This window comes from Actinoplanes sp. NPDC024001, assembly GCF_040638955.1.
GTDB lineage: Bacteria > Actinomycetota > Actinomycetes > Mycobacteriales > Micromonosporaceae > Actinoplanes.
Window position 1 is genome coordinate 14,229 of record NZ_JBEZZB010000118.1, and the last position, 19,980, is coordinate 34,208.

At 71.0% G+C, this 19,980-nt stretch carries 13 protein-coding genes and 1 pseudogene; 8 read left to right on the top strand and 6 right to left on the bottom strand.

Annotation, left to right across the window (positions count from 1 at the left end; translation table 11 throughout):
* Nucleotides 1-66 precede the first annotated feature (66 nt).
* From AB0F81_RS35150 to AB0F81_RS35185, 8 genes are all read left to right on the top strand, one after another.
* Nucleotides 67-294, top strand: a complete 228-nt coding sequence (locus AB0F81_RS35150) for a substrate-binding domain-containing protein (RefSeq protein WP_360204260.1) — start codon at nt 67-69, stop codon at nt 292-294.
* A 723-nt stretch (nt 295-1,017) separates the two neighbouring features.
* Nucleotides 1,018-1,944 carry a sugar ABC transporter permease gene (locus tag AB0F81_RS35155; protein ID WP_360204262.1) on the top strand — a complete coding sequence of 309 codons (927 nt, stop codon included), beginning with the start codon at nt 1,018-1,020 and terminating at the stop codon, nt 1,942-1,944.
* Entirely contained in the window at nt 1,937-2,827 is an 891-nt protein-coding gene (locus AB0F81_RS35160) for a carbohydrate ABC transporter permease (RefSeq protein ID WP_360204264.1), read from the top strand. The genes AB0F81_RS35155 and AB0F81_RS35160 overlap by 8 nt, the downstream gene beginning before the upstream one ends.
* 25 nt (nt 2,828-2,852) lie before the next feature.
* Nucleotides 2,853-4,157: an extracellular solute-binding protein gene (locus AB0F81_RS35165; protein WP_360204265.1), complete on the top strand. Its 1,305-nt coding sequence runs from the start codon at nt 2,853-2,855 to the stop codon at nt 4,155-4,157.
* 70 nt (nt 4,158-4,227) lie between these two features.
* Nucleotides 4,228-6,426 (top strand): rhamnogalacturonan lyase, encoded by a 2,199-nt coding sequence (locus AB0F81_RS35170; RefSeq protein ID WP_360204266.1) that lies wholly within the window; start codon nt 4,228-4,230, stop codon nt 6,424-6,426.
* Nucleotides 6,427-6,465: 39 nt separating this feature from the next.
* Nucleotides 6,466-8,064 carry an alkaline phosphatase D family protein gene (locus AB0F81_RS35175; RefSeq protein WP_360204268.1) on the top strand — a complete coding sequence of 533 codons (1,599 nt, stop codon included), beginning with the start codon at nt 6,466-6,468 and terminating at the stop codon, nt 8,062-8,064.
* Nucleotides 8,064-8,855, top strand: a complete 792-nt coding sequence (locus AB0F81_RS35180) for a discoidin domain-containing protein (protein ID WP_360204270.1) — start codon at nt 8,064-8,066, stop codon at nt 8,853-8,855. Before AB0F81_RS35175 ends, AB0F81_RS35180 begins: the two co-directional genes overlap by 1 nt.
* A 93-nt stretch (nt 8,856-8,948) precedes the next feature.
* Entirely contained in the window at nt 8,949-9,431 is a 483-nt protein-coding gene (locus AB0F81_RS35185; protein ID WP_360204272.1) for a cupin domain-containing protein, read from the top strand.
* Nucleotides 9,432-9,452: 21 nt separating this feature from the next.
* Here AB0F81_RS35185 and AB0F81_RS35190 read toward each other — a convergent pair whose 3' ends face one another.
* The 6 genes and pseudogenes from AB0F81_RS35190 to AB0F81_RS35215 form a co-directional block, all read right to left on the bottom strand.
* A complete protein-coding gene (locus tag AB0F81_RS35190; RefSeq protein WP_360204273.1) occupies nt 9,453-12,728 on the bottom strand; it encodes a S8 family serine peptidase in 3,276 nt (1,091 codons plus the stop codon).
* A 63-nt stretch (nt 12,729-12,791) separates the two neighbouring features.
* Nucleotides 12,792-15,701: a hypothetical protein gene (locus AB0F81_RS35195; protein WP_360204274.1), complete on the bottom strand. Its 2,910-nt coding sequence runs from the start codon at nt 15,699-15,701 to the stop codon at nt 12,792-12,794.
* Nucleotides 15,702-15,721: 20 nt separating this feature from the next.
* The gene (locus AB0F81_RS35200; RefSeq protein ID WP_360204276.1) at nt 15,722-17,560 is read right to left on the bottom strand and encodes a serine protease; all 1,839 of its coding nucleotides are present in this window, start codon (nt 17,558-17,560) and stop codon (nt 15,722-15,724) included.
* 75 nt (nt 17,561-17,635) lie between these two features.
* On the bottom strand, nt 17,636-17,974 hold the full coding sequence (locus tag AB0F81_RS35205; protein WP_360204277.1) for a trypco2 family protein: 339 nt from the start codon (nt 17,972-17,974) through the stop codon (nt 17,636-17,638).
* Nucleotides 17,975-18,060: 86 nt separating this feature from the next.
* Nucleotides 18,061-19,869: a glycoside hydrolase family 15 protein gene (locus tag AB0F81_RS35210; RefSeq protein ID WP_360204279.1), complete on the bottom strand. Its 1,809-nt coding sequence runs from the start codon at nt 19,867-19,869 to the stop codon at nt 18,061-18,063.
* Between the two features lie 16 nt (nt 19,870-19,885).
* Nucleotides 19,886-19,980, bottom strand: a pseudogene (locus AB0F81_RS35215) (hypothetical protein); the annotation flags it as partial.

Consider the following 19,980-nt stretch of genomic DNA (forward strand, 5'->3'; position numbering starts at 1 on the left):
GGGTAACGGCGGGTGGTTTCCCGGTGTGGGCTACGGCTGGCGCTGCGACCTGATGGCGACCGGCCGATGCAGGCGCTGGCCGACGCGGGCCGCCGCGTGCCGCAGGACGTGGCGGTGGTCGGCTTCGACGACAGCCTGATCGCCGAGTGCACGACGCCGCCGCTGTCGTCGGTGCACCAGCCGGTCGAGCGGATGGCCGCCGCCGCGACGCGGGCGATGATGAAACGGCAGCTCGCGCCGTACTGGAGAGGTGTCTTCCCGGCGGAGTTGAAGGTGCGCCGCAGCTCCGGCTGACGCCGTCCGGCCGCGGCCGCGGGATGCGGTGCAGAAGGCGCCGCTGCTCGGTCCGGACTGGCGGGGTTGCGGTTCGGAGGGTGCTGCCGCTTGGCCTGGGCTGGCGGGGTTGCGGTTCGGAGGGTGCTGCGGCTTGGCCTGGCCTGGCGGGGTCGCGGTTCGGAGGGTGCTGCCGCTTGGCCTGGGCTGGCGGGGTCGCGGTTCGGAGGGTGCTGCGACGCGGTCCGGCCTGCGGGGCTGCTGCGCGCTCCTCGTTGTCGGCCTCGCGCCGCTCGATGCGGCGTTCGCGTTCCTCGCCGCTGGTGTGCCGCCGGTCCAGGCGCAGCTGCCGCGGATCTTGCGCGGCGGCGTGCCCGTTCGTGCCGGTGCCGGGCCGCCGCGTTGTGCACCGCCGCGGAGGTCAGCGCGACCCTGCTCGCCGGTCTCGGTCTGCTGGCGCAGGTGAAACTCGTCGGCGCCCATGCGCCCAGCATCCCCTTCGGGCAGGGCGCCGCAGGTCGGCGCGGCGGTCATTGAATAGTTAAAAAAGATCGCCCGGCGGCAGCCGGGCCGAGGTGGTCATCTGGCCGCTGAAACGATCCAGAATTTACCGCCCAGAAACCGTTGACCCCCGCAGTGTGTCCGGGCACACTGCCAGGAAAGCGCTTTCCCCCAGGCGCGGCATCGATGGCCTCCACTGGGTGACGGGGCGCTTCGTTCCGACACACATGTGAAGGGGGTCGGGTGAGCGCCATCGGCGAGCTTCAACGGCTCAACACCACTACCGGCGGCCCGCCGCGCAAGAAGGACAACAGGGCCGCCTTCGTCTTCCTGCTGCCGTGGTTCGCCGGGCTGGTGCTGATCACCGCCGGGCCGGTGGCGGCCTCGTTCGTGCTGGGCTTCACCGACTACAACCTGATCCAGCCGCCCGAGTTCAGCGGCGTGGAGAACTTCCAGCGGATGCTCTCCGACGAGCGGCTGCACCAGGCGCTCGCCGTGACGTTCAAATACGTGTTCATCTCGGTCCCGTTGCAGCTCGCGGCGGCGCTCGGCCTGGCGATGCTGCTCGACCGGGGCCTGCGCGGGCTGGCGTTCTACCGTTCGGCGTTCTACCTGCCGTCGCTGCTGGGCTCCAGCGTCGCGATCGCGGTGCTGTGGCGGCAGATCTTCGGTGCCGACGGCCTCTTCAACCAGGCGCTCGGCCTGGTCGGGATCGAGGGCCGCGGCTGGATCTCCGATCCGGACACCGCACTGTCCACGCTGATCGTGCTGAACGTGTGGACGTTCGGCGCCCCGATGGTGATCTTCCTGGCCGGGCTGCGGCAGATCCCGGCGATGTACTACGAGGCGGCGAGCGTGGACGGGGCCGGCAAAGCGACCCAGTTCCGGAAGATCACGATCCCGCTGCTCTCACCGATCATCTTCTTCAACCTGGTGCTCCAGATCATCCACGCCTTCCAGTCGTTCACCCAGGCGTTCGTGGTCTCCGGCGGCAGCGGCGGCCCGTCCGACTCGACCCTGTTCTACACGCTCTACCTCTACCAGCGGGGCTTCCACAACTTCGACATGGGTTACGCCTCCGCGCTGGCCTGGCTGCTCCTGCTGATCATCGCCGCGTTCACCGCGGTCAACTTCTGGGCCGCCAAGCGATGGGTCTTCTACGATGACTGACCTGCAAGAGCGCGTCGTCGCGCCGATCCCGACCGTGGAGAAGGCGCCGCGGGTGCGAAACCCCGCGCGCAGCCTCGCCAAGCACACCGGCCTGATCCTGCTCGCGCTGATCATGCTCTACCCGGTGCTCTGGATGGTGGTCAGCTCCCTGCGGCCCAACAGCGAGATCTTCCGCTCCCCGGGGATCGTGCTGGACAGCCTGCAGACCGGCAACTACGGCGAGGGCTGGAACGCGCTGTCCGCCCCGTTCTCGCACTTCCTGATCAACTCCGGGATCGTGGTGCTCGGCTGCATCATCGGCAACTTGGTCTCCTGCTCGATGGCCGCCTACGCCTTCGCCCGCCTGGAGTTCACCGGCAAGAAGCTGTGGTTCGCGATCATGCTCGGCACGATCATGCTGCCGATCCACGTGATCATCGTGCCGCAGTACATCATGTTCTCCCAGCTGGGCTGGGTGAACACGTTCCTCCCGCTGATCGTGCCGAAGCTTCTCGCCACCGACGCGTTCTTCGTCTTCCTGATGGTCCAGTTCATCCGGGGCCTGCCGAAGGAGCTGGACGAGGCGGCCCGCATCGACGGCGCCGGGCACCCGCGGATCTTCCTGCAGGTGATCCTGCCGCTGATGCTGCCGGCCCTGGCCACCACCACGATCTTCACGTTCATCTGGACCTGGAACGACTTCTTCTCGCAGCTGATCTACCTGACCGACCCGGAGATGTACACCGTGCCGGTCGCGCTGCGCTCCTTCGTGGACGCCACCGTCGCCACCAGCTGGGGCTCCATGTTCGCGATGAGCGTGGTCTCCCTGCTGCCGATCTTCCTGGCCTTCCTCATCGGCCAGCGCTACCTGATCAAGGGCATCGCCACCACCGGAATCAAGTAAAGGGGCACCTCCCATGCAGAACGGAATGAGCCGGCGTTCGTTGCTGTCCCTCGGTCTCGGCCTCGGCGCCGCGACCACTCTCGCCGCCTGTGGCGGCGGTGGCGGCGGGGACGCCGGCGGTGAGATCTCCAAGGACGCCGTGAAACTGCGCTTCACCTGGTGGGGCTCGGACGCCCGGCACAAGCGCACCCAGCAGGCCATCGACCTGTTCACCAAGAAGTACCCGAACATCACCGTCTCCGGTGAGTTCAAGGAGTGGAACGGCTACTGGGACAGCCTGGCCACCACGGTCGCCGCCAACGACGCGCCGGACATCATCCAGATGGACGAGCTCTACCTCGCCTCGTACGCCGAACGCGGCGCCCTGCTCGATCTGAAGACGGCCGAGAAGCATCTCAAGACCGCTGACATCGACGGCGAGGCGCTCAAGACCGGCCAGGTCGACGGCAAGCAGTACGCGATCCCCACCGGCGTCGCCGCGTACTCGATCGTCGCCAACACCGACCTGCTCGCCCAGTACAAGATCCCGGTCCCGGACGACTCCACCTGGACCTGGGACGACCTGAAGCGGATCGGCGTCGAGGTCTCCAAGGCCAGCGGCGGCAAGGTCACCGGTGTGCAGTCCTGGGGCTTCGACTCCGGCGGCATCAACATCTGGGCGCGGCAGGCCGGCGCCACCCTCTACGACGACGCCGGCAAGGTCTCCATCCCGCCGGAGGTCCTGGCGAACTACTGGCAGTACCTGCTGGACCTGGCCAAGAACGGCATCGCCCCGGCCCCGTCGGTCACCGTCGAGCGGGCCAGCGCCCCGCTGGACCAGTCCGGCACCGCCACCAACACCTCGGCGTTCGGCACCTGGTGGAACACTCAGCTCACCTCGCTGGCGGCGGCGAGCGGGCAGAACCTGAAGCTGCTCAAGCTGCCCACCAACGGCCAGCCCGGCGCGGCCACGGCCCCGTACTACAAGCCGTCGATGTTCTGGTCGGTCTCGTCGCGCTCGAAGCACCCGGCCGAGGCGGCGCTGTTCGTCGACTTCCTGCTCAACACCACCGAGGCCGGTGAGGTGCTGCTCACCGACCGGGGCCTGCCGGCGAACGCCACGGTCCGCACCGCCATCACGCCGAAGCTGACCGCCACCGACAAGGCCGCCGCCGACTACCTCGGCGCGCTGCAGGTCGGCCCCGCTCCGCGGGTCACGCCCAACGGCGCCAGCAGCATCGAGACCATCCTCAAGCGCCACACCGAGGAGGTCCTCTTCGAGCGGCAGACGCCGCAGCAGGCCGCCGCGGGCTTCATCAAGGAACTCCAGGCCGAGATCGACGCCGCCTGATCCGTACGTCCTACGCGCCGCCCCGTGACCCCCAGCACGGGACGGCGCGCCGTCCCCGAGGAGATCAGTCATGCGCCTTCGTACCGTGGGCGTCTCCGCCGCCCTGTTGCTCGCCACCCTCTCCGCCCCGGCCGGAGCGACCGCCCGGGGGGTGCCCCTGGAACGTCTCGACCGGGGCCTGGTCGCCGCCACCACCAGCGAAGGGATATTCCTGAGCTGGCGGCTGCTCGGCACCGAGGCCACCGGACGGTCCGCGACCGGCGTGACCGGCGCGAACTTCCACGTCTTCCGGGACGGCCGGCGCATCGCCACCGTCACGGACAGCACCAACTACCTGGACAAGGCCGGCACCGCGACGTCGGCGTACCGGGTGGTCCCGGTGAAGGGCGGCCGGAGCGCGACCGCCACCCCGTGGGCGGCCGGCCACTACGACCTGCCGCTGAGCAAGCCGGCCGACGGGGTGACCCCGGCCGGCGAGACCTACACCTACGCGGCCAACGACATGAGCGTCGGCGACATGGACGGCGACGGCCGGTACGAGTACGTGGTCAAGTGGGACCCGTCGAACTCCAAGGACGTCTCCCAGGTCGGCTACACCGGGCCGGTCTACATCGACACCTACCGGGCGGACGGCACCCTGCTGCACCGCATCGACCTGGGCGTCAACATCCGGGCGGGCGCCCACTACACCCAGTTCCTGGTCTACGACTTCGACGGCGACGGCCGCGCCGAGATGATGATGAAGACCGCGCCGGGCACGAGGACCATCCGCAACGGGCGCGAGCACTACATCAGGAACGGCTTCCAGAAGGACGCCGACTACCGGATGAGCGCCGCCGACTACTACCAGCACGTCGTGGACATGTTCCTCGGCTGGCACGAGCACCCCGAGGTGGTCGCCGGGCGCTGGCCGGCCACGCTGGAGCAGGCCTTCGGCATCGCGCCGGCCTATCAGTACCCGCTGAGCCGAGCCGGCGCGGAAGCGCTCACCGACTACTTCATGGACGTGTACGCGCCGTCGCGCAGCACCCGCAACAACCTGCGCGCGTTCGAGGGGTTCATCGTCGACGGCCCGGAGTACCTGACCGTCTTCGAGGGCGCGACCGGCCGGGAACTGCAGACCATCGACTACCAGCCGGGCCGCCACGACGACGGGCTGATGTGGGGCGACTACGCGATGGCCCGCATCGAGCCGGGCAACCGGGTGGACCGATTCCTCGCCGGCGTCGCCCACCTGGACGGCAAGCGGCCGTCGGCGGTCTTCGCCCGCGGCTACTACACCCGCTCCACGCTGGTCGCCTACGGGTGGAACGGGCGCAAGCTGACCCGGAACTGGTACGTCGACAGCGGCTGGACGCCGATGACGAACCCGTTCAACGACTCGCCGCACGGGCGCGACGGCACCGACCCGGAGTTCGGCACCCTGACCACGCAGGGCTTCCACTCGCTCAGCGCGGCCGACGTCGACCTCGACGGCAAGCAGGAGATCGTGTACGGGGCGGCGACCATCGACCACGACGGCAGCCTGCTCTACTCCTCGTTCGCGAACCTGCCGTCAGGGCAGCCCGCGCGGCTCGGGCACGGCGACGCCATGCACGTCACCGACATCGACCCCGACCGGCCCGGCCAGGAGATCTTCACCGTGCACGAGGGCGGGACCTCCGCGCCGTACGGGATGGCGATGCGCGACGCGGCCACCGGCGAGGTGCTGTTCGGCACCTACTCGGGGCGCGACACCGGCCGCGGCATGATCGGTGACGTGCTGCCGGAGGTGCGCGGCATCGAGTCGTGGGCCAGCATGCCCGGCGGGTCGGCGGCGCTCGGCCTGCACAGCGCCAAGGGCGAGGTGCTGACCAGCAGCATCCCCGGCACCAACCAGAGCATCCGGTGGTCCGGCGACCTCACCACGCAGATCGTCAACGGGGCCGGCGACGTCACCCCGACCATCGACGACTGGAAGCGGGGCACGCTGCTCACCGCGGAGGGCACCCGCACCAACAACGGCACCAAGGGCAACCCGAGCCTGGTCGCCGACATCCTCGGCGACTGGCGGGAGGAACTGCTGGTCCGGACCGTGGACAGCTCGGCGATCCGGATCTACCTGAGCACCGAGGTGACCGGCCACAAGCTGTACACGCTGATGCACGACCCGCAGTACCGGGTGGAGGTGGCGCGGCAGCAGACCACCTACAACCAGCCGTCGTACCCGAGCTTCTACCTGGCCTCGGACACCGACTGGTCGAAGGTTCCGCTGCCCGGCCGTCGCTGACGGCGTATCCGAAGGCCGGGTGATCAGGTTGAGCAGGTGGTGCCGTACCAACTGCCAGCCCATCGCCCGGCCCCGGACCTGCGGGCCGCCGCGCTGCCCCGGCGCGCGCTGATCGCCCTCGGCGCAGCCGCGCTGGCGACCGCGCTCACCCCGGTGAGCGCGGTCGCGCGCGTCAGCGGGGCGCCGGTGCGGGACGACCCGTTCACCCTCGGCGTCGCCTCCGGGGATCCACTGCCGGACGGCGTGGTGCTCTGGACGCGGCTCGCGCCGCGGCCGCTCGAACCGGCCGGCGGCCTCGGCGGCGTCAGCCTGCCGGTGCGGTGGCAGGTCGCCGAGGACGAGGCATTCGTACGGGTGGTGCGGGCGGGCACGGCGACGGCCCGGGCCGAGTACGGGCACGCGGTGCACGTCGACGTGCGCGGGCTGCGGCCGGGGCGGGTCTACTACTACCGGTTCCGCTGCGACGGGCACCTCAGTGCGGTCGGGCGGACCCGGACCGCCCCGGCGGAGAACGCGAGCCCACGACAGCTGCGATTCGCGGTCGCGTCCTGTCAGTCGTACACCGATGGATTCTTCACCGCCTGGCGGCACCTGGCCGCCGAAGATCTCGACCTGGTGTTCTTCCTCGGCGACTACATGTACGAGGGTGCGGTGGACAGCGCCGGCGGTAGCCGGCTCGACAGCGGGCTGCGGCTGCCCGACATCTTCCAGCTCGCCACCGACACGCTCGATCTGTACCGGCTGCGGTACGCGCTCTACCGCACCGACCCGGACCTGCAGGCCGCGCACGCGGCGTTCCCGTGGGTGCCGACCTGGGACGACCACGAGGTGCAGGACAACTATGCGGCGGGGGTGCCGCGGTTCGACATCAGCGCCCAGGACTTCCTGGTGCAGCGGGCCAACGCCTACCGGGCGTACTGGGAGAACCAGCCGCTGCGGCGGCCGCGGCAGCCGGCCGGAGCGGGCATGCCGCTGCACCGGCGGTTGCGCTTCGGCGACCTCGCCACCGCGCACGTGCTGGACACCCGGCAGTACCGGTCCGACCAGGCGTGCGGCGACGGCGTCAAACCCGACTGCCCCGAGCGGTACGAGCCGCAGCGCAGCCTGCTCGGCCCGGAACAGCGGGGCTGGCTGCTCGACGGGATGAACCGGGCCGGCACCCGGTGGAACGTCCTCGCCCAGCAGGTGATCATGACGGAACTGCGCTACGGGATTCGCCTCGACATGGACAAATGGGATGGGTATCCGGGGGATCGGCAGGCGGTGCTGGACGTGGCGGCGCGGCATCCGGGGACCGTGGTGCTGACCGGGGACATCCACTTCAACTATGCGGCGGACCTGCGGGTGGACTTCCGCTCGCCGGGGACGCCGGCGGTCGGGGTGGAGCTGATCGGGACGTCGATCTCCAGCGGTGGGGACGGCGGTGAGACGACGCCGGCGCTGCAACGGCAGCTGGCCGACAACCCGCACCTGCTGTTCGCCAACGCGCAGCGGGGATATGTGCGGTGCTCGCTGAACCGGGACACGCTGCGGGCGGACTACCGGGTCGTCCCCTACGTCACCCGGCGCGGTTCTTCGGTGATGACGCGGGCTTCGTACGTCTCGTACCGGGACCGTCCCGGGTTGGAGCCGGCCTGATGTGGCGTGCCGGCGCGGTGGCGCTGCTGCTCGTCCCGCCGGGGCCCGTGGTGCGGGTGAGTGTGGAACCCGGCGCCGTGGCGATCACCACCGGACAGTGCAACGGGGTCGAGCTGGACGTGCGCCTGACCAACGCCGGTGCGGAGCCGGTCTACGCGGACGCGCGGCTGGCGGCCGCGGACGTGCTGCACATGCCGCGCCGGGCGATCTCCACCTGGTTGCCGCCGGGCTACACACGGACCGTGCCGGTCGCGGTCAGCGCCCCGACCGGGACGGCGCCCGGTGTCTACCTGGTCCGGGTCACCGGGGCGGGGCAGCGTGTCGAGGTGCCGGTGACGGTGTCCCCGCCGTCCCCGTCACCGGATCTGACCCGGTCGGTGTCGCGGGTGAACGCCTCGTCCTACCGGGCCGGCCTGCTGCCGTGCGGTGCGCTCGACGGCGACGCCGACCCGGCGCGATGGTGGAAGGGCACCGGATGGGCGGACAGCACCGGCAAGGAATGGCCGGACTGGCTGCAGCTGCGGTGGGCGGCGCCGCAGACGGTCAGCCGGGTGACGGTGACCACGGTGGACTCGGCGGAGTTCCCGGTCGCCCAGTTCGGCCTGCGCGACTGGGACGTCCAGGTGGCCGGGCCGGGCGGCTGGCAGACGGTGGCCGCGGTGCGCGGCAACACGGCGGTGACGGTGACCAGCGACTTCGCGCCGCGGGTGACGACCGAGGTGCGCATCCTCACGCACGCGGCGAACGGCACCAACGACTGGTCCCGCATCACCGAGGTCGCCGTCTCCTGAACGCCCGGGCACCGGCCCCTGACGGTGGCGAAGGGCGGGAGCGGGTGGGGTGAGTGAGTCGCGGGACCGGCGGGAGCGCGTAGGTTTTGATCTATGAGTTATCCACCTCCGCTGTATGACGGCAACGACGGCGAGATCAGCGCGACCTACCGGCCGGACGGCACGGAGCCGGAGCTCGTCTATCCGAACGGCACCCGGGTGCACTACCTGTCCTCGGGGGCGTCGACCGGTGGGCTGTTCGGGCTGTACCGGTGGGAGTGCGGGCCGGGGGTGACCGGGCCGAATCCGCACTTCCACAAGACGATCACCGAGTCGTTCTACATCCTGTCCGGGAGCATGCTCATCTACAACGGTGAGCGGTGGATCGAGACCGAGCCCGGTGACTACGTGCACGTGCCGGCGGGCGGCATCCACGGGTTCAAGAACAAGTCGGGGGAGCCGGCGTCGATGCTGCTGCACTTCTCGCCGGGGGCGCCGCGCGAGGGCTACTTCGAAGGGCTGGCCCACCTGGAGGAGATGAGCGAGGAGGAGCGGGTCGCCTTCTACCTCGAGCACGACAACCATTGGCTCGAGTGAGCGGCCCGCCCCTCCGTTGCCTCACCGCAGGGCGTAAGCCCTGATCAGGGTCTGCTCGACGGTGTTGCCGGCGGTGTCAGCGGCGGACATCCGCAGCGAGGCGAAGCCCGCGCCGCGCGGGTGGTGGACCGTCGCGACCCGCCGGTCGCCGGCGCCGGAGACCGCGGCCTTCTGCCAGGTCCTGCCGTCGTCGTAGGAGACCTCCACCTTCACCTTGCGCACCCGGCCGACGTCGGCGCCGGGCTGGTGCTCGACGAAGACCGGGATCTCGAAGCGACGGCCGGCCGGGGCGGCGCTGCGGTCGTCCAGGCGCGGCGCGAAGCGGACGGTGTGCACCGGCAGCCGCTGGAACTGCTCACCGGCGACGTGGCCGGAGCGGAACGTCCACGACGCGCGGATCTCGGTGGAGAGGGTGTGCGGCGCCGCCCGTTTCGCGGTGGCCTCCAGCCGGTAGGTGGCCGGCTCCGGCGGGACCTCGAACTGGAGACCCTCACCGATCTTGGTGTTGCCGCGGTAGAGGGCCGTCGTCTCGGTCGACGCGTAGGAGAAGCCGGGGTGACCGGCGCCGTCGCTGGACAGCGGCAGGTAGGCGATCAGGAAGTCACCCTGCCGGGTCACCCAGAGCGGATCGCTCAGCGGCTGGGTCACGTTCGGGCCGAAGACCGCCCGGTTCCAGTCCTGCCGGTACGTGTGCCCGGCCCGGACCGGCTGCCGGCCGGCGTTCAGCTCGCTGACGGTGACCGGGAACTCGTCCTCGCTCGCCGGTGGCACCTCCTGCATGAACAACCCGCCCCACTGGGTCTGCGGGTTGACGTACTCGGTCCGCCGGGCCGGCAGATCGAACGGCAGCGGCACGATCCAGTAGACGCTGTCCTCGGTGAAGCGGGCCGGGTTCGCCTTGGCGCCCCGCGCGCCGGTCGCCTCGGCGGCGTAGGCGGCGTCGAACTTGGCGAGTTCGGAGAGCCGCGGCGACTTGCGCAGGCCGTGGAACATCCGGCCCGGGCTGAAATAGGCCAGGTCGGTGGAGTACGGGCTGTTGAGGAAGTCGCCGGCGGCGCCCGGTGCGGCGAACGTGCCGTTGACCGAGGCGAGCAGGGACGGGTCGGTGGCGCCGGAGATCGGCCCGGCGTACAACGTGTCGAACGTCGACCCGCCGATGCCGGTGAGGTAACCGACGTTCTCTGTCATCCAGTCGGCGTTGATCGCGGCGAACGCGGTGCCGGCGCCCGCCTGCGGGGCGGTGAGCCGGACCGGGGCCGCCTTGCGGGCGTCGATCGTGATGGTGCGGTCGGCGTCGATGACCACCACGGCGTCGACCAGCAGGCTCTGCTCCTCCTCACCGACGTAGAGGTAGGCGAACAGGCCGTAGCGGCCCTTCGGGATCCGGACCACCTGGGTGGCCTCGTCGTCGTTCGCCTCGATGGCCTTGAACCGGTCCAGGGCGGCGAACAGGATCGCGTGGTCGATGTTCGGCGAGCCGTCCCGGTTGATCGTGCGGATCGTGACGTCGTAGCTCTCCACCTCCTTGTCGACGCCGATCGGGGTGGAGACGCGTACGCCCCCGGCCGCCGTCGCCGTGAGGTAGCCGCCGATCGGCCCGTCCGGGTCGTCGCCGCGGGTGTCCGCGGTGACCGTGGTGGTCGCCGTGCCGCCGGCCGGCACGGTGAGCGTCGAGGCCGCCACGGTGAACGGCCCGCCGGAGACGGCCAGCGTCAGGTCGACCGCGGTGGTGCCGGAGTTGCGGTAGGTGACCGTCTTCGTGATCGGCTGATCGTCGTCGTGCGGCCAGCGCTGCACGCCGAAGCTGATGCTGCCCTCGTCGACGGTGACCGTCTGGGTGATCTGCCGCGCCACGTCGACCCGGCCCGCACCCTGGTCGAACGAGCCGACCCCCTCGGTCGGTTTCGCCGACGCCATCAGGGTGTTCTTGCGCAGCCGTGACGACCAGCCCGGGTGCTGCTGGGTGAGGATGGCTGCCGCGCCCGCCACGTGCGGCGCGGACATCGAGGTGCCGGAGAGCGTCGAGTAGCCCTCCACCGGCGCCGGCTCGCCGATCACGTCGTTGGCGGCGCGCGCGGCGACGATGCCGACACCGGGCGCGGTGATGTCCGGTTTGACGGCGCCGTCGCCGACGCGCGGGCCGCGGCTGGAGAACTCGGCCAGGCTGTCGTCGCGGTCCACGGCGCCGACCGACAGTGCGGCGTCGGCGGTGGACGGCGAGCCGAGCGAACCGTAGCCCTCGAAACCGGAGTTGCCGGCCGACATCACGAACAGCGTGTCGTGCTGCGCGGTGAGCTCGTTGACGGCCTGTTCCAGGGGGTCGACCTCCGGGCTGTCCGGCCCGCCGAGGCTCATGCTGACCACCGGGGCGCGCTCGGCCGCCCAGATCATGCCTTCCAGGATCTGCGAGTCCATGCAGAACTCGGTGCCGCAGACCTTGCCGATCAGCAGTTTCGCGCCGGGCGCCACGCCCTTGTAGCGGCCGCCGGACGCGGCGCCGGTGCCGGCGACGGTCGACGCGACGTGGGTGCCGTGCCCGACCTCGTCGTCGACGCTGCCCGAGCCGGTGAAGTCCTGCGTGCCGGCGATCTGCCCGGCGAAGTCCGGGTGGGTCAGGTCGATGCCGCTGTCCAGGACGGCCACGGTCACGCCGGTGCCGTCATAACCCGCCTGCCAGGCGGTGGGCGCGCCGATCTGCGGCACGCTGCGGTCCAGGTTCAACTTGCGCCGGCCGTCCAGCCACACCTTCTGTACGCCGGAGCGCAGCGCCCGTGCCTGACCGGCGGTGGCGGTGGTGAGCGACGACCAGAGCGCGGAACGGGCGGTGAGGTCCGCACGGACCGCGAGAACGCCCACAGCCGACAGATCGCGCGTAACCCGCGCTTCCCCCGCGGAAAGCGCGGACCGTGCGCCCGGGGCGCCGCCGTCGGGATGTGCCACGAGCAGCGGAAGCTCGTCGCCGGCGTTGAGGGCGGCCAGTTCGGTGACGTCGAACAGCCGCTTGTCCAGGCGGCCCTCGCGCAGCAGGCCGAGCGCGTCGGCCGGGATCACGAACCGGTGGCCGTCGAGGGTCTGGGTGAGGAACCGGACCCGGTCGCGGCCGGGGCCCGGGTCGACGGAGACGGCCTTGCCGTGCACGGTCACCCGGTCACCGGTGATCAGCGTGACCGACACGGACTTGGCTGTGGCCTGCGTTTTCGTGGCCGCGCCGGGGGTCGGTGCGGCGGAGGCCGGGGCGGCGAGCACGCCCAGGCCGAGGATGGCGGTGGTCAGTAATGCTGGCAGTCGTCGATGCATGGGACGCCTCCCGCGCCGGGACCCTCCCGGCAAGACATCGACCATCGCAGATGCAAGGGGGATTTATCTGCCCCGTGTCACCACGGTCTCCAGCCGCCGGGCGGCCACCTCCAGGGGTGCCAGCGAGAGCAGCCCGGCGAACGATCCGGGATCCTCCGGCTCGGGGATCAGGCAATCGCCCAGTTCCCGCAGCTGGGGCTCCTCGACCGGTTCCGTATCGGCGGTGGTCTCCGCCGGTAGCAGGTCGCGGGCCGCGGCGGGCAGCAGGCGCCGGCCAGTCGGGAGGTCGCCCTGCTCCAGGGTCTCGCCGTCGCGCAGCACCCGGTAGCCGGCCGGTTCCAGGGCCGCGTCGGTGGTGACCCGGACCGGCGGGATCTCCGCCGGCGCTCCGAGCCGCAGCTCGGGGAAGTGCCGCAGGAACAGGGGATGGCTGGTGGTGGGATCGCCGGCCGCGGCGGGGAACCAGGAGGGTGGCAGGAGAAGCACCAGGTCGGGTTGAGCGTCCTCCGCGGCGGGTTCCTCCAGGACAGGTGTGTCCGGTTGTATCGCCGGAGCCGGCGGCGCCTTCGCGGTGAGCCAGTCGTGCAGCGAGGCCGACACCAGGTTCGGTGGGGCGTCGTGCATCGTGGCCAGGCGCCTCTCCACGGCGGGCACGTCGTCGTCGGCGATGCTGATGACGATGTCGCCGATTTCCCTGGCGGCCGCCACCACCGCGGGGTCCGCGTCCTTCACGTCAGCGCTGCGGAATTCGACGGCGGGGTTCCGGCGTGACTCCAACCGAGCCCGGACCTGCTCCAGGGCCTGCTGCACCCCGGCCATGTCGGGCATCTTGAGGTTCCGCTCCGCGATGACCGTGTCGAGCAGGGGGCGTTCGATGTGGTCCCAGCTGGCGATCGAGTCCAGCGACGTGAACGAGCCGATGTACGAGCGCAGCAGCGCCTCCGCCTCCGCCGGCCGGCCCTGCGCCAGCCGGACGACCGCCAGGTCGATGTCGCCGTCGTGTTCGCCGGACCCCTGTAGTTTCTCGGCGAACGCCTCCACCCGCTCGTAGTCGCCGAGCAGCAGGCTCACCCGGGTGGCCGCCGACCAGTTGGACCGGTCGGCGAGGCGGGTGCGCAGCCAGGCGTCCATGTCCTTGGTCGCGGCGATCGCCTCGGCCCGCCGCCCGGCCAGCAGCAGCGCGGAGATCTGGCTGTTCTTGGCCCACGCGGCGTGCGACTCCGGGGCGTGCTCGGCGAAGATGCCGACCGCCTCCTGCGGCTGGCCCAGCCGCAGCATCAGATGGGCCTTCATGTTCCACTCGAACTCGCTGTGCGGCTCGCTCAGCACGTCGAGGGCGCTCTGGAACTCGCCCACGTTGATCAGCGCCCGGATGTGCTCGGCCTGGTTCTCCCGGGTCGCCTCGGTGCCGGCGGCCACCCGGGCGGCCAGCTCGGCCATCGACCAGAGGCTCAGCTCGTAGGCGGCGTCGGCCAGGCAGACCCACATCGAGCCGTTCGCCGGCTGCAGCGCGACCGCCCGCAGGGCGGCGAGCATCGCGCGCCACTGCTGATCGGTCTCGGTGTCCAGGTCGAAGCGGGCCCTGCGGGCCCGCACGTAGCTCTCGTTGAAGTACGCCCAGGCCAGCAGCCAGCGTGGATTGGAGAGATCGGCTTGCTGGGCGCCGACCAGCGCCGGGATTCCCTCGGTCGCCGCGAGCGCCTGGTCGAGGTAGTTCTGCGCGTCGGTGTCGTTCGCCGACCAGGCCAGTTGCAGCAGGGCCCCGCCGAGGAAGCATCGCGCCTCGATGTGGTCGGGTTCGGTCTCGAGCAGGCGCCGGGCGCTGGCCAGGGTCCGGCCGGAGTGCTGAACGTCGCTCCAGGCGGTCGCGGCGGCCAGCAGATGCCGCCGCTCGGTGTCCCGGTCGCCCGCTTGCTGGGCCAGCCCGGCGATCCGGTCGTGCGCCTCGGCGCTCACCGCGCGGTTACGTGCGGTCGTCGCCGCCTGCTGGAACGATCGCTCGGCCAGGCCGGCCCGGTCCTCGGCGAGCGCGCGTTCGGCCAGGGCGAGGTGGATCTCGGCCGGGATCGGTTCGAGCATCCGGTTGATCTCCTGCTCGGCGTCCTCCAGCGAGCGGGCGGCGGAGATCGCGCTGCGGGCGGCAGACATGCAGGTGTCGATGCTCAGATCGGGCTGGCCGGAGCGGGCCGCGGCGTTGAGCACGCGAGCCATCTCCAGCATCGCCGCGGGGGAGCCGGCGCCGATCCGCATCAGATCGGATCGCGGGGGCTCAGCTCCGGCGCGCAGGAACTTGAGGCGTTGCTCCAGCGCCCGCAACACCGGTCCGGGCTGGGCGCCGCCGGCCTCGTCGAAGGCCCGGTGAGCGTCCTCGGTGTTGCCGGTGGCGAGGGCGAACCGGATCAGCAGGATCCAGAGGTCCTGGCGGGTCTCGGGTTCAGGAACGCTCCGGTCGCCCACGGTGACGCCGCGGGCGCCGGCCCACAGCAGCGGTGCGGCTACGTCCCAGAACCTGCCGCGCACGGCCCTGGTGGCCGCCGCGCAGCGGCGGACCAGGTGTCCGGTGCCCGCGGGCAGCGAGGGGGCCATCCACGTCAGCCGGTCGCAGGCGTCCAGCCGGACCGCGGCGACGCCGGTGAACCAGTCGTCCAGCCAGTCGGCGAGGCCGGCCAAGGGGTCGGCAACGCACTCGGCGGCGAGTTCCGTGCTGCGTTCCGGCCAGCCGAGTTCGGTGAACCGGACCACCCGTTCGCAGTCCCGGATCCGGCTCATCGTGGCGGTCAGGTCGGTGATCGCCCCCTGCAGGTCGGTCGCCCGTTGCAGAAGAAGCTGGTGGGCCTGTTGGAATCCGGCCGCCGGCTGCAGATCGGTGATCGACTGACGCGCCGCGGCCAGGCCGAGATCGATGCGCCGCTTGTCGCGCAACCGTTCGTCGAGCTGCACGACGAGCTCGTCAGGTCCGGGTAAGTTGCCCATCGCTACCGCTCCCTCAGGCGTTAGGGCGACAGCCGCCCGATCCGGCCGCGTGATTCGAGAAATTCCGGGCGGTCGAAGAAGCGAGCCCGCGGACTGTTTCCGGTGGTGGCCGTGAACCAGCCGAAGCCGGCGAAGTCGATCGAACTTTCCGTCATCAGCGTCTGCCTGGCCAGTTGCACCGCCTGCTCGACCGTCTGACCGGCCGCCAGCTGCTGGTAGAAGGACTGGTTGAAGACGTCGTGCTGGTGCGGGTGCAGTGGCCGGGTGCAGACCATGGTGTCGAAACCCAGCTCGGTGGCGGCGCTGAGAAGGACCGGGCCGATCGGCTGGTAGCCCCTCCAGTGGATGTCATAGGGCGGGACGAGTGCCGGCATCCCGAACTCCAGGATGACCAGCGACGGCTGGAGCCGGCTGATGATGTTCAGGAAGTCGCGCGCCCGCTGGGGCCGGATGTTGTCGATGCCGGTGCCGGCCGAGCATGCGATCCATGCCCGGTCCAGGCCGGACCTGGGATCTTTCTCGATCTCGGGTTCCTGATATCCGAAGCCCGTGTAGTGCACGATGTCGACCGGCACCGTCGGCTGGTGCATCCGCAGCATGTTCAGCGTGGGATTCAGCAGGATGTCGGACCGGAACGCCGCGGAGCCCGACGCGGTCCGGGGTGACTCGATCGAGCCGGTGACCTGGCCGCTGAGCTCGGCGCACGACGGCCACGTCATCAGGGTTCCGGCCTCCACGACGGGAGGCCAGCAGGTGACGTTCTCGGGCTGCACCACGATGGCGAACACGCCGACCGGTTCGTCCGCCGTTCGCGGTCGCAGCCGGCCGCTGCCCATCGGCGCGTGGGAGTCCACCCGGACGAACGCATAGCCCTCGGTCGCGGCGAGGAACCGCTCATAGTCGCGCGGGTCGGTGGCGAACTCCCACGGCAGGTCCGCCAGCGGACCGGACGGATCGACATGCAACCGGATCAGCACGGGATCACTCGTGCGGTCGGCGGGACGCGGCAGCCGGTCCGCGACCTCCGCGGGGAAGAGGGCCCCGGACAGCAACCGGCCGAGCAGCCGCACCTCGGACTGGTCGCGGCGCCCGGAGTTCCGGGCCCAGCCGACGAGGACGTCACTCAACTCGTCACCGAGGTCGCGTACGGTCCGCACCAGCGCCAGGTCGTCCGGGCGGATGCCGATCCGCCAGAGGCTTCGATCACCGTCGAGATAGATGTCGACCTGCTCGTTGGGGTTCCACACCAGGCCGAGGCTCTCCCAGTGGGAACGGCCCAGCACCTCACGCCACCGTCGCGTCGCGTCGGGCGGTTCGGCGGCGAGCGTGGCCAGGTGCGGGTAGGCGTCCAAGATCTCGTCCACCGTCAGCGCCCCACCGCCGAGGTCGTCGTCCGGATTCTCGGAGTAGACACAGACCGCCGTCACCGTGCCGGTTCGGGCGTTGAGGACCGGTCCGCCGGAGAAGCCCGGTTTGATCTGCACCTCGCTGAGCCGCAGCAGTTCCGGCTTCTTCGTCTCGTTGTGGAACCGGGGGCTGCCCGAAGCCAGCCGAACCTCGATGCCGCCCGTCATGTTCTGGTAGAAGTCCTCGCGGGGGAATCCGGCGAGCCGGTGCGGGCCGAGGTCGAGTCGCCGGTGCAGGACAACCGCCGGCATGGACTGGTCGGCGTCCACCCGGACCAGCGCGATGTCGAGCTCCGGTTTCACCATCGACGGCGCGAGCACGGTGCCGGTCCGTGACGCGGCGCCGAACGGCTGGACCGTCACCTCCGTCGCGTCCGCGACGACGTGACGATTGGTCACCAGCAGGGTGCTGCTCACGAAGAACGCGGCACCGGCGGGCAGAGATCCGTCCACCGGTGTGATTCGCGCGGTGCACTCCCGGAGGAGATCCTCCAGGCCTTTCAGGACGTCATTCGAACACTCCATGACTCAGCCGGTCGCTGCGGACGGCCTCGGCCTGGGCGGCGCCGACCCGCGCTCCACCTCGGCCACCGCGACCTGCGTCCCGGTCTCGGCATCGACCGGGTCCAGGTGGATGCGGACCAGCTGCATGGAGCGCGAGCTCAGCTTCCCCTCGGCGCCCGCCTCCACGATGTAGAACCGCACCTTGCCGCCGGCCGTGCCCTCCCGGCCCACCTCGACCTGGAACTCCAGCTCGACCGGCCCCACCTTGAACTGGATCTCGCGCCCGGCGCCTTTCGCCCGGGCCTCCTCCAGTTCGTCGTGCAGCAGTGCGATCGCGTCGGCTAATCCGATTCGCCCGTCCATGACATCGGCTCTCCTTCGCCCGAGTTGCCTGTCATCGATGGTCGCCCGTGGAGACGATCGCCGTCGTGTCCGGTTGCTGACAGGCGTCAGCCGAGGCGGCGGTCCAGGGCCACCGCGGCGTCGATCAGGGCCAGGTGGGTGAACGCCTGCGGGAAGTTGCCCAGCTGCTCCCCGGTCAGCCCGATCTCCTCCGAGTACAGGCCGAGGTGGTTGGCGTACGTGAGCATCTTCTCGAAGGTCAGCCGGGCCTTGCTGAGCTCACCCGCGCCGGCCAGGGCGGTCACGTACTGGAAGGTGCAGAGGGAGAAGGTGCCCTCGTCGCCCAGCAGGCCGTCCGGTGACGCGGCCGGGTCGTAGCGGTAGACCAGGCTGTCGGTGACCAGTTCGGCCTCCATGGCGCGCAGGGTCGAGGTCCACATCGGGTCGGTGGGGGTGATGAACCCGACGGTGGGCATGCGCAGCAGCGACGAGTCGAGCACCTCGGTCTCGTAGTGCTGGCGGAACGCCTGCCGCCGGGGGCTCCAGCCGCGCTGCATGATCTCGTCGTAGATGGCGTCGCGCTCCCGGCGCCAGGTGTCCAGCGGGGCGGGCCGGCCGTACTCGGTGGCCATCCGCAGCCCGCGGTCCAGGGCCACCCAGCACATCAGCCGCCCGTAGGTGAAGTTCTGCCGCCCGCCGCGGGTCTCCCAGATGCCCTCCTCCGGCTGCGACCAGTTGCCGGCCACCCAGTCGAGCAGGTCGCGGATCGCCAGCCAGCCCTGATGGCCGGGGGCCAGCCCGTTGCGGTGGGCGACGTAGAGGCTGTCCAGCGCCTCACCGTAGATGTCCAGCTGCAGCTGGTCGGCGGCGCCGTTGCCGATCCGGACCGGCGCCGAGCCGCGGTAGCCGGACCAGTGCGGCAGGGTCTCCTCGATCAGGTCGCTGGAGCCGTCGACGCGGTACATCAGGCGCAGCGGGCCGGGGCCGTCCTTGCCGTTCTGCTCGTCGAACCGGTCGCGCAGCCAGCGGCCCAGCGCGGCGGCCTCGTCGGTGAAGCCCAGTGAGAGCAGCGAGTAGACCGAGAAGGAGGCGTCGCGGACCCAGGTGTAGCGGTAGTCCCAGTTGCGTTCGCCGCCGAGCTGCTCGGGCAGCGCCGCGGTGGGCGCGGCGACCAGGGCGCCGGTGGGCGCGTACGTCATCAGCTTCAACGTGATGGCGGAGCGGTGCACCATCTCCCGCCAGCGCCCGTCGTAGGTGCACCCGGCGAGCCACCTCGACCAGAAGTCGACGGTGTCGTCGAACAGCCGCAGCGCCTCGGCCACCCGCAGGTCGCGCAGCTGCCCGGCGCCGGTCTCCAGCATCAGGCCGCGCACCTGCCCGGCGCTCAGCCGCAGCTCGCCGCGCACGTCGCCGTCGGCGTCGACCCAGGAGCGGCCGCGTTGCTCGTCGCCGGGTTCGCGGATCAGCCGGACGGTCAGCGCGTGGCTCGGGCCCTCGAACACCACGCCGTCGTCGGTGGCGTGCGTCTTGTGGCTCTCCCGGCCGTAGTCGAAGCGCGGCGCCAGGTGCACCGAGAAGGCGATCTCGCCGCGTACGCAGCGGACCAGCCGGACCAGGCGGTGCCGGTCGGAGGCCGTGTCGTCGGCGGCGATCGGCATGAAGTCGACGATCTCGCCGACGCCGCCGGGGGTCAGGAACCGGGTGACCAGCACCGCGGTGTCCGGCAGGTAGAGCTGCTTGGTGGTGAACGTCCCGCCGGTGGGGCGGGTGGTCAGGTGCCCGCCCCGCTCGGCGTCCAGCAGGGCGCCGAAGACGCTCGGCGAGTCGAACCGGGGCGCGCACCACCAGTCGACGGTGCCGTCCGTGGTGATCAGGGCGGCGGTCTGCAGGTCGCCGATCAGCCCGTGGTCGGCGATGAGCGGGTAGTCAGCTCTGGATCCACTTGGTGGCGTCGGTGTCGGCCGGGCCGCCGTTCGGCGGGTTGTACTTGAACCCGCCGTCGTCCGGCGGGTTGTGCGACGGGGTGA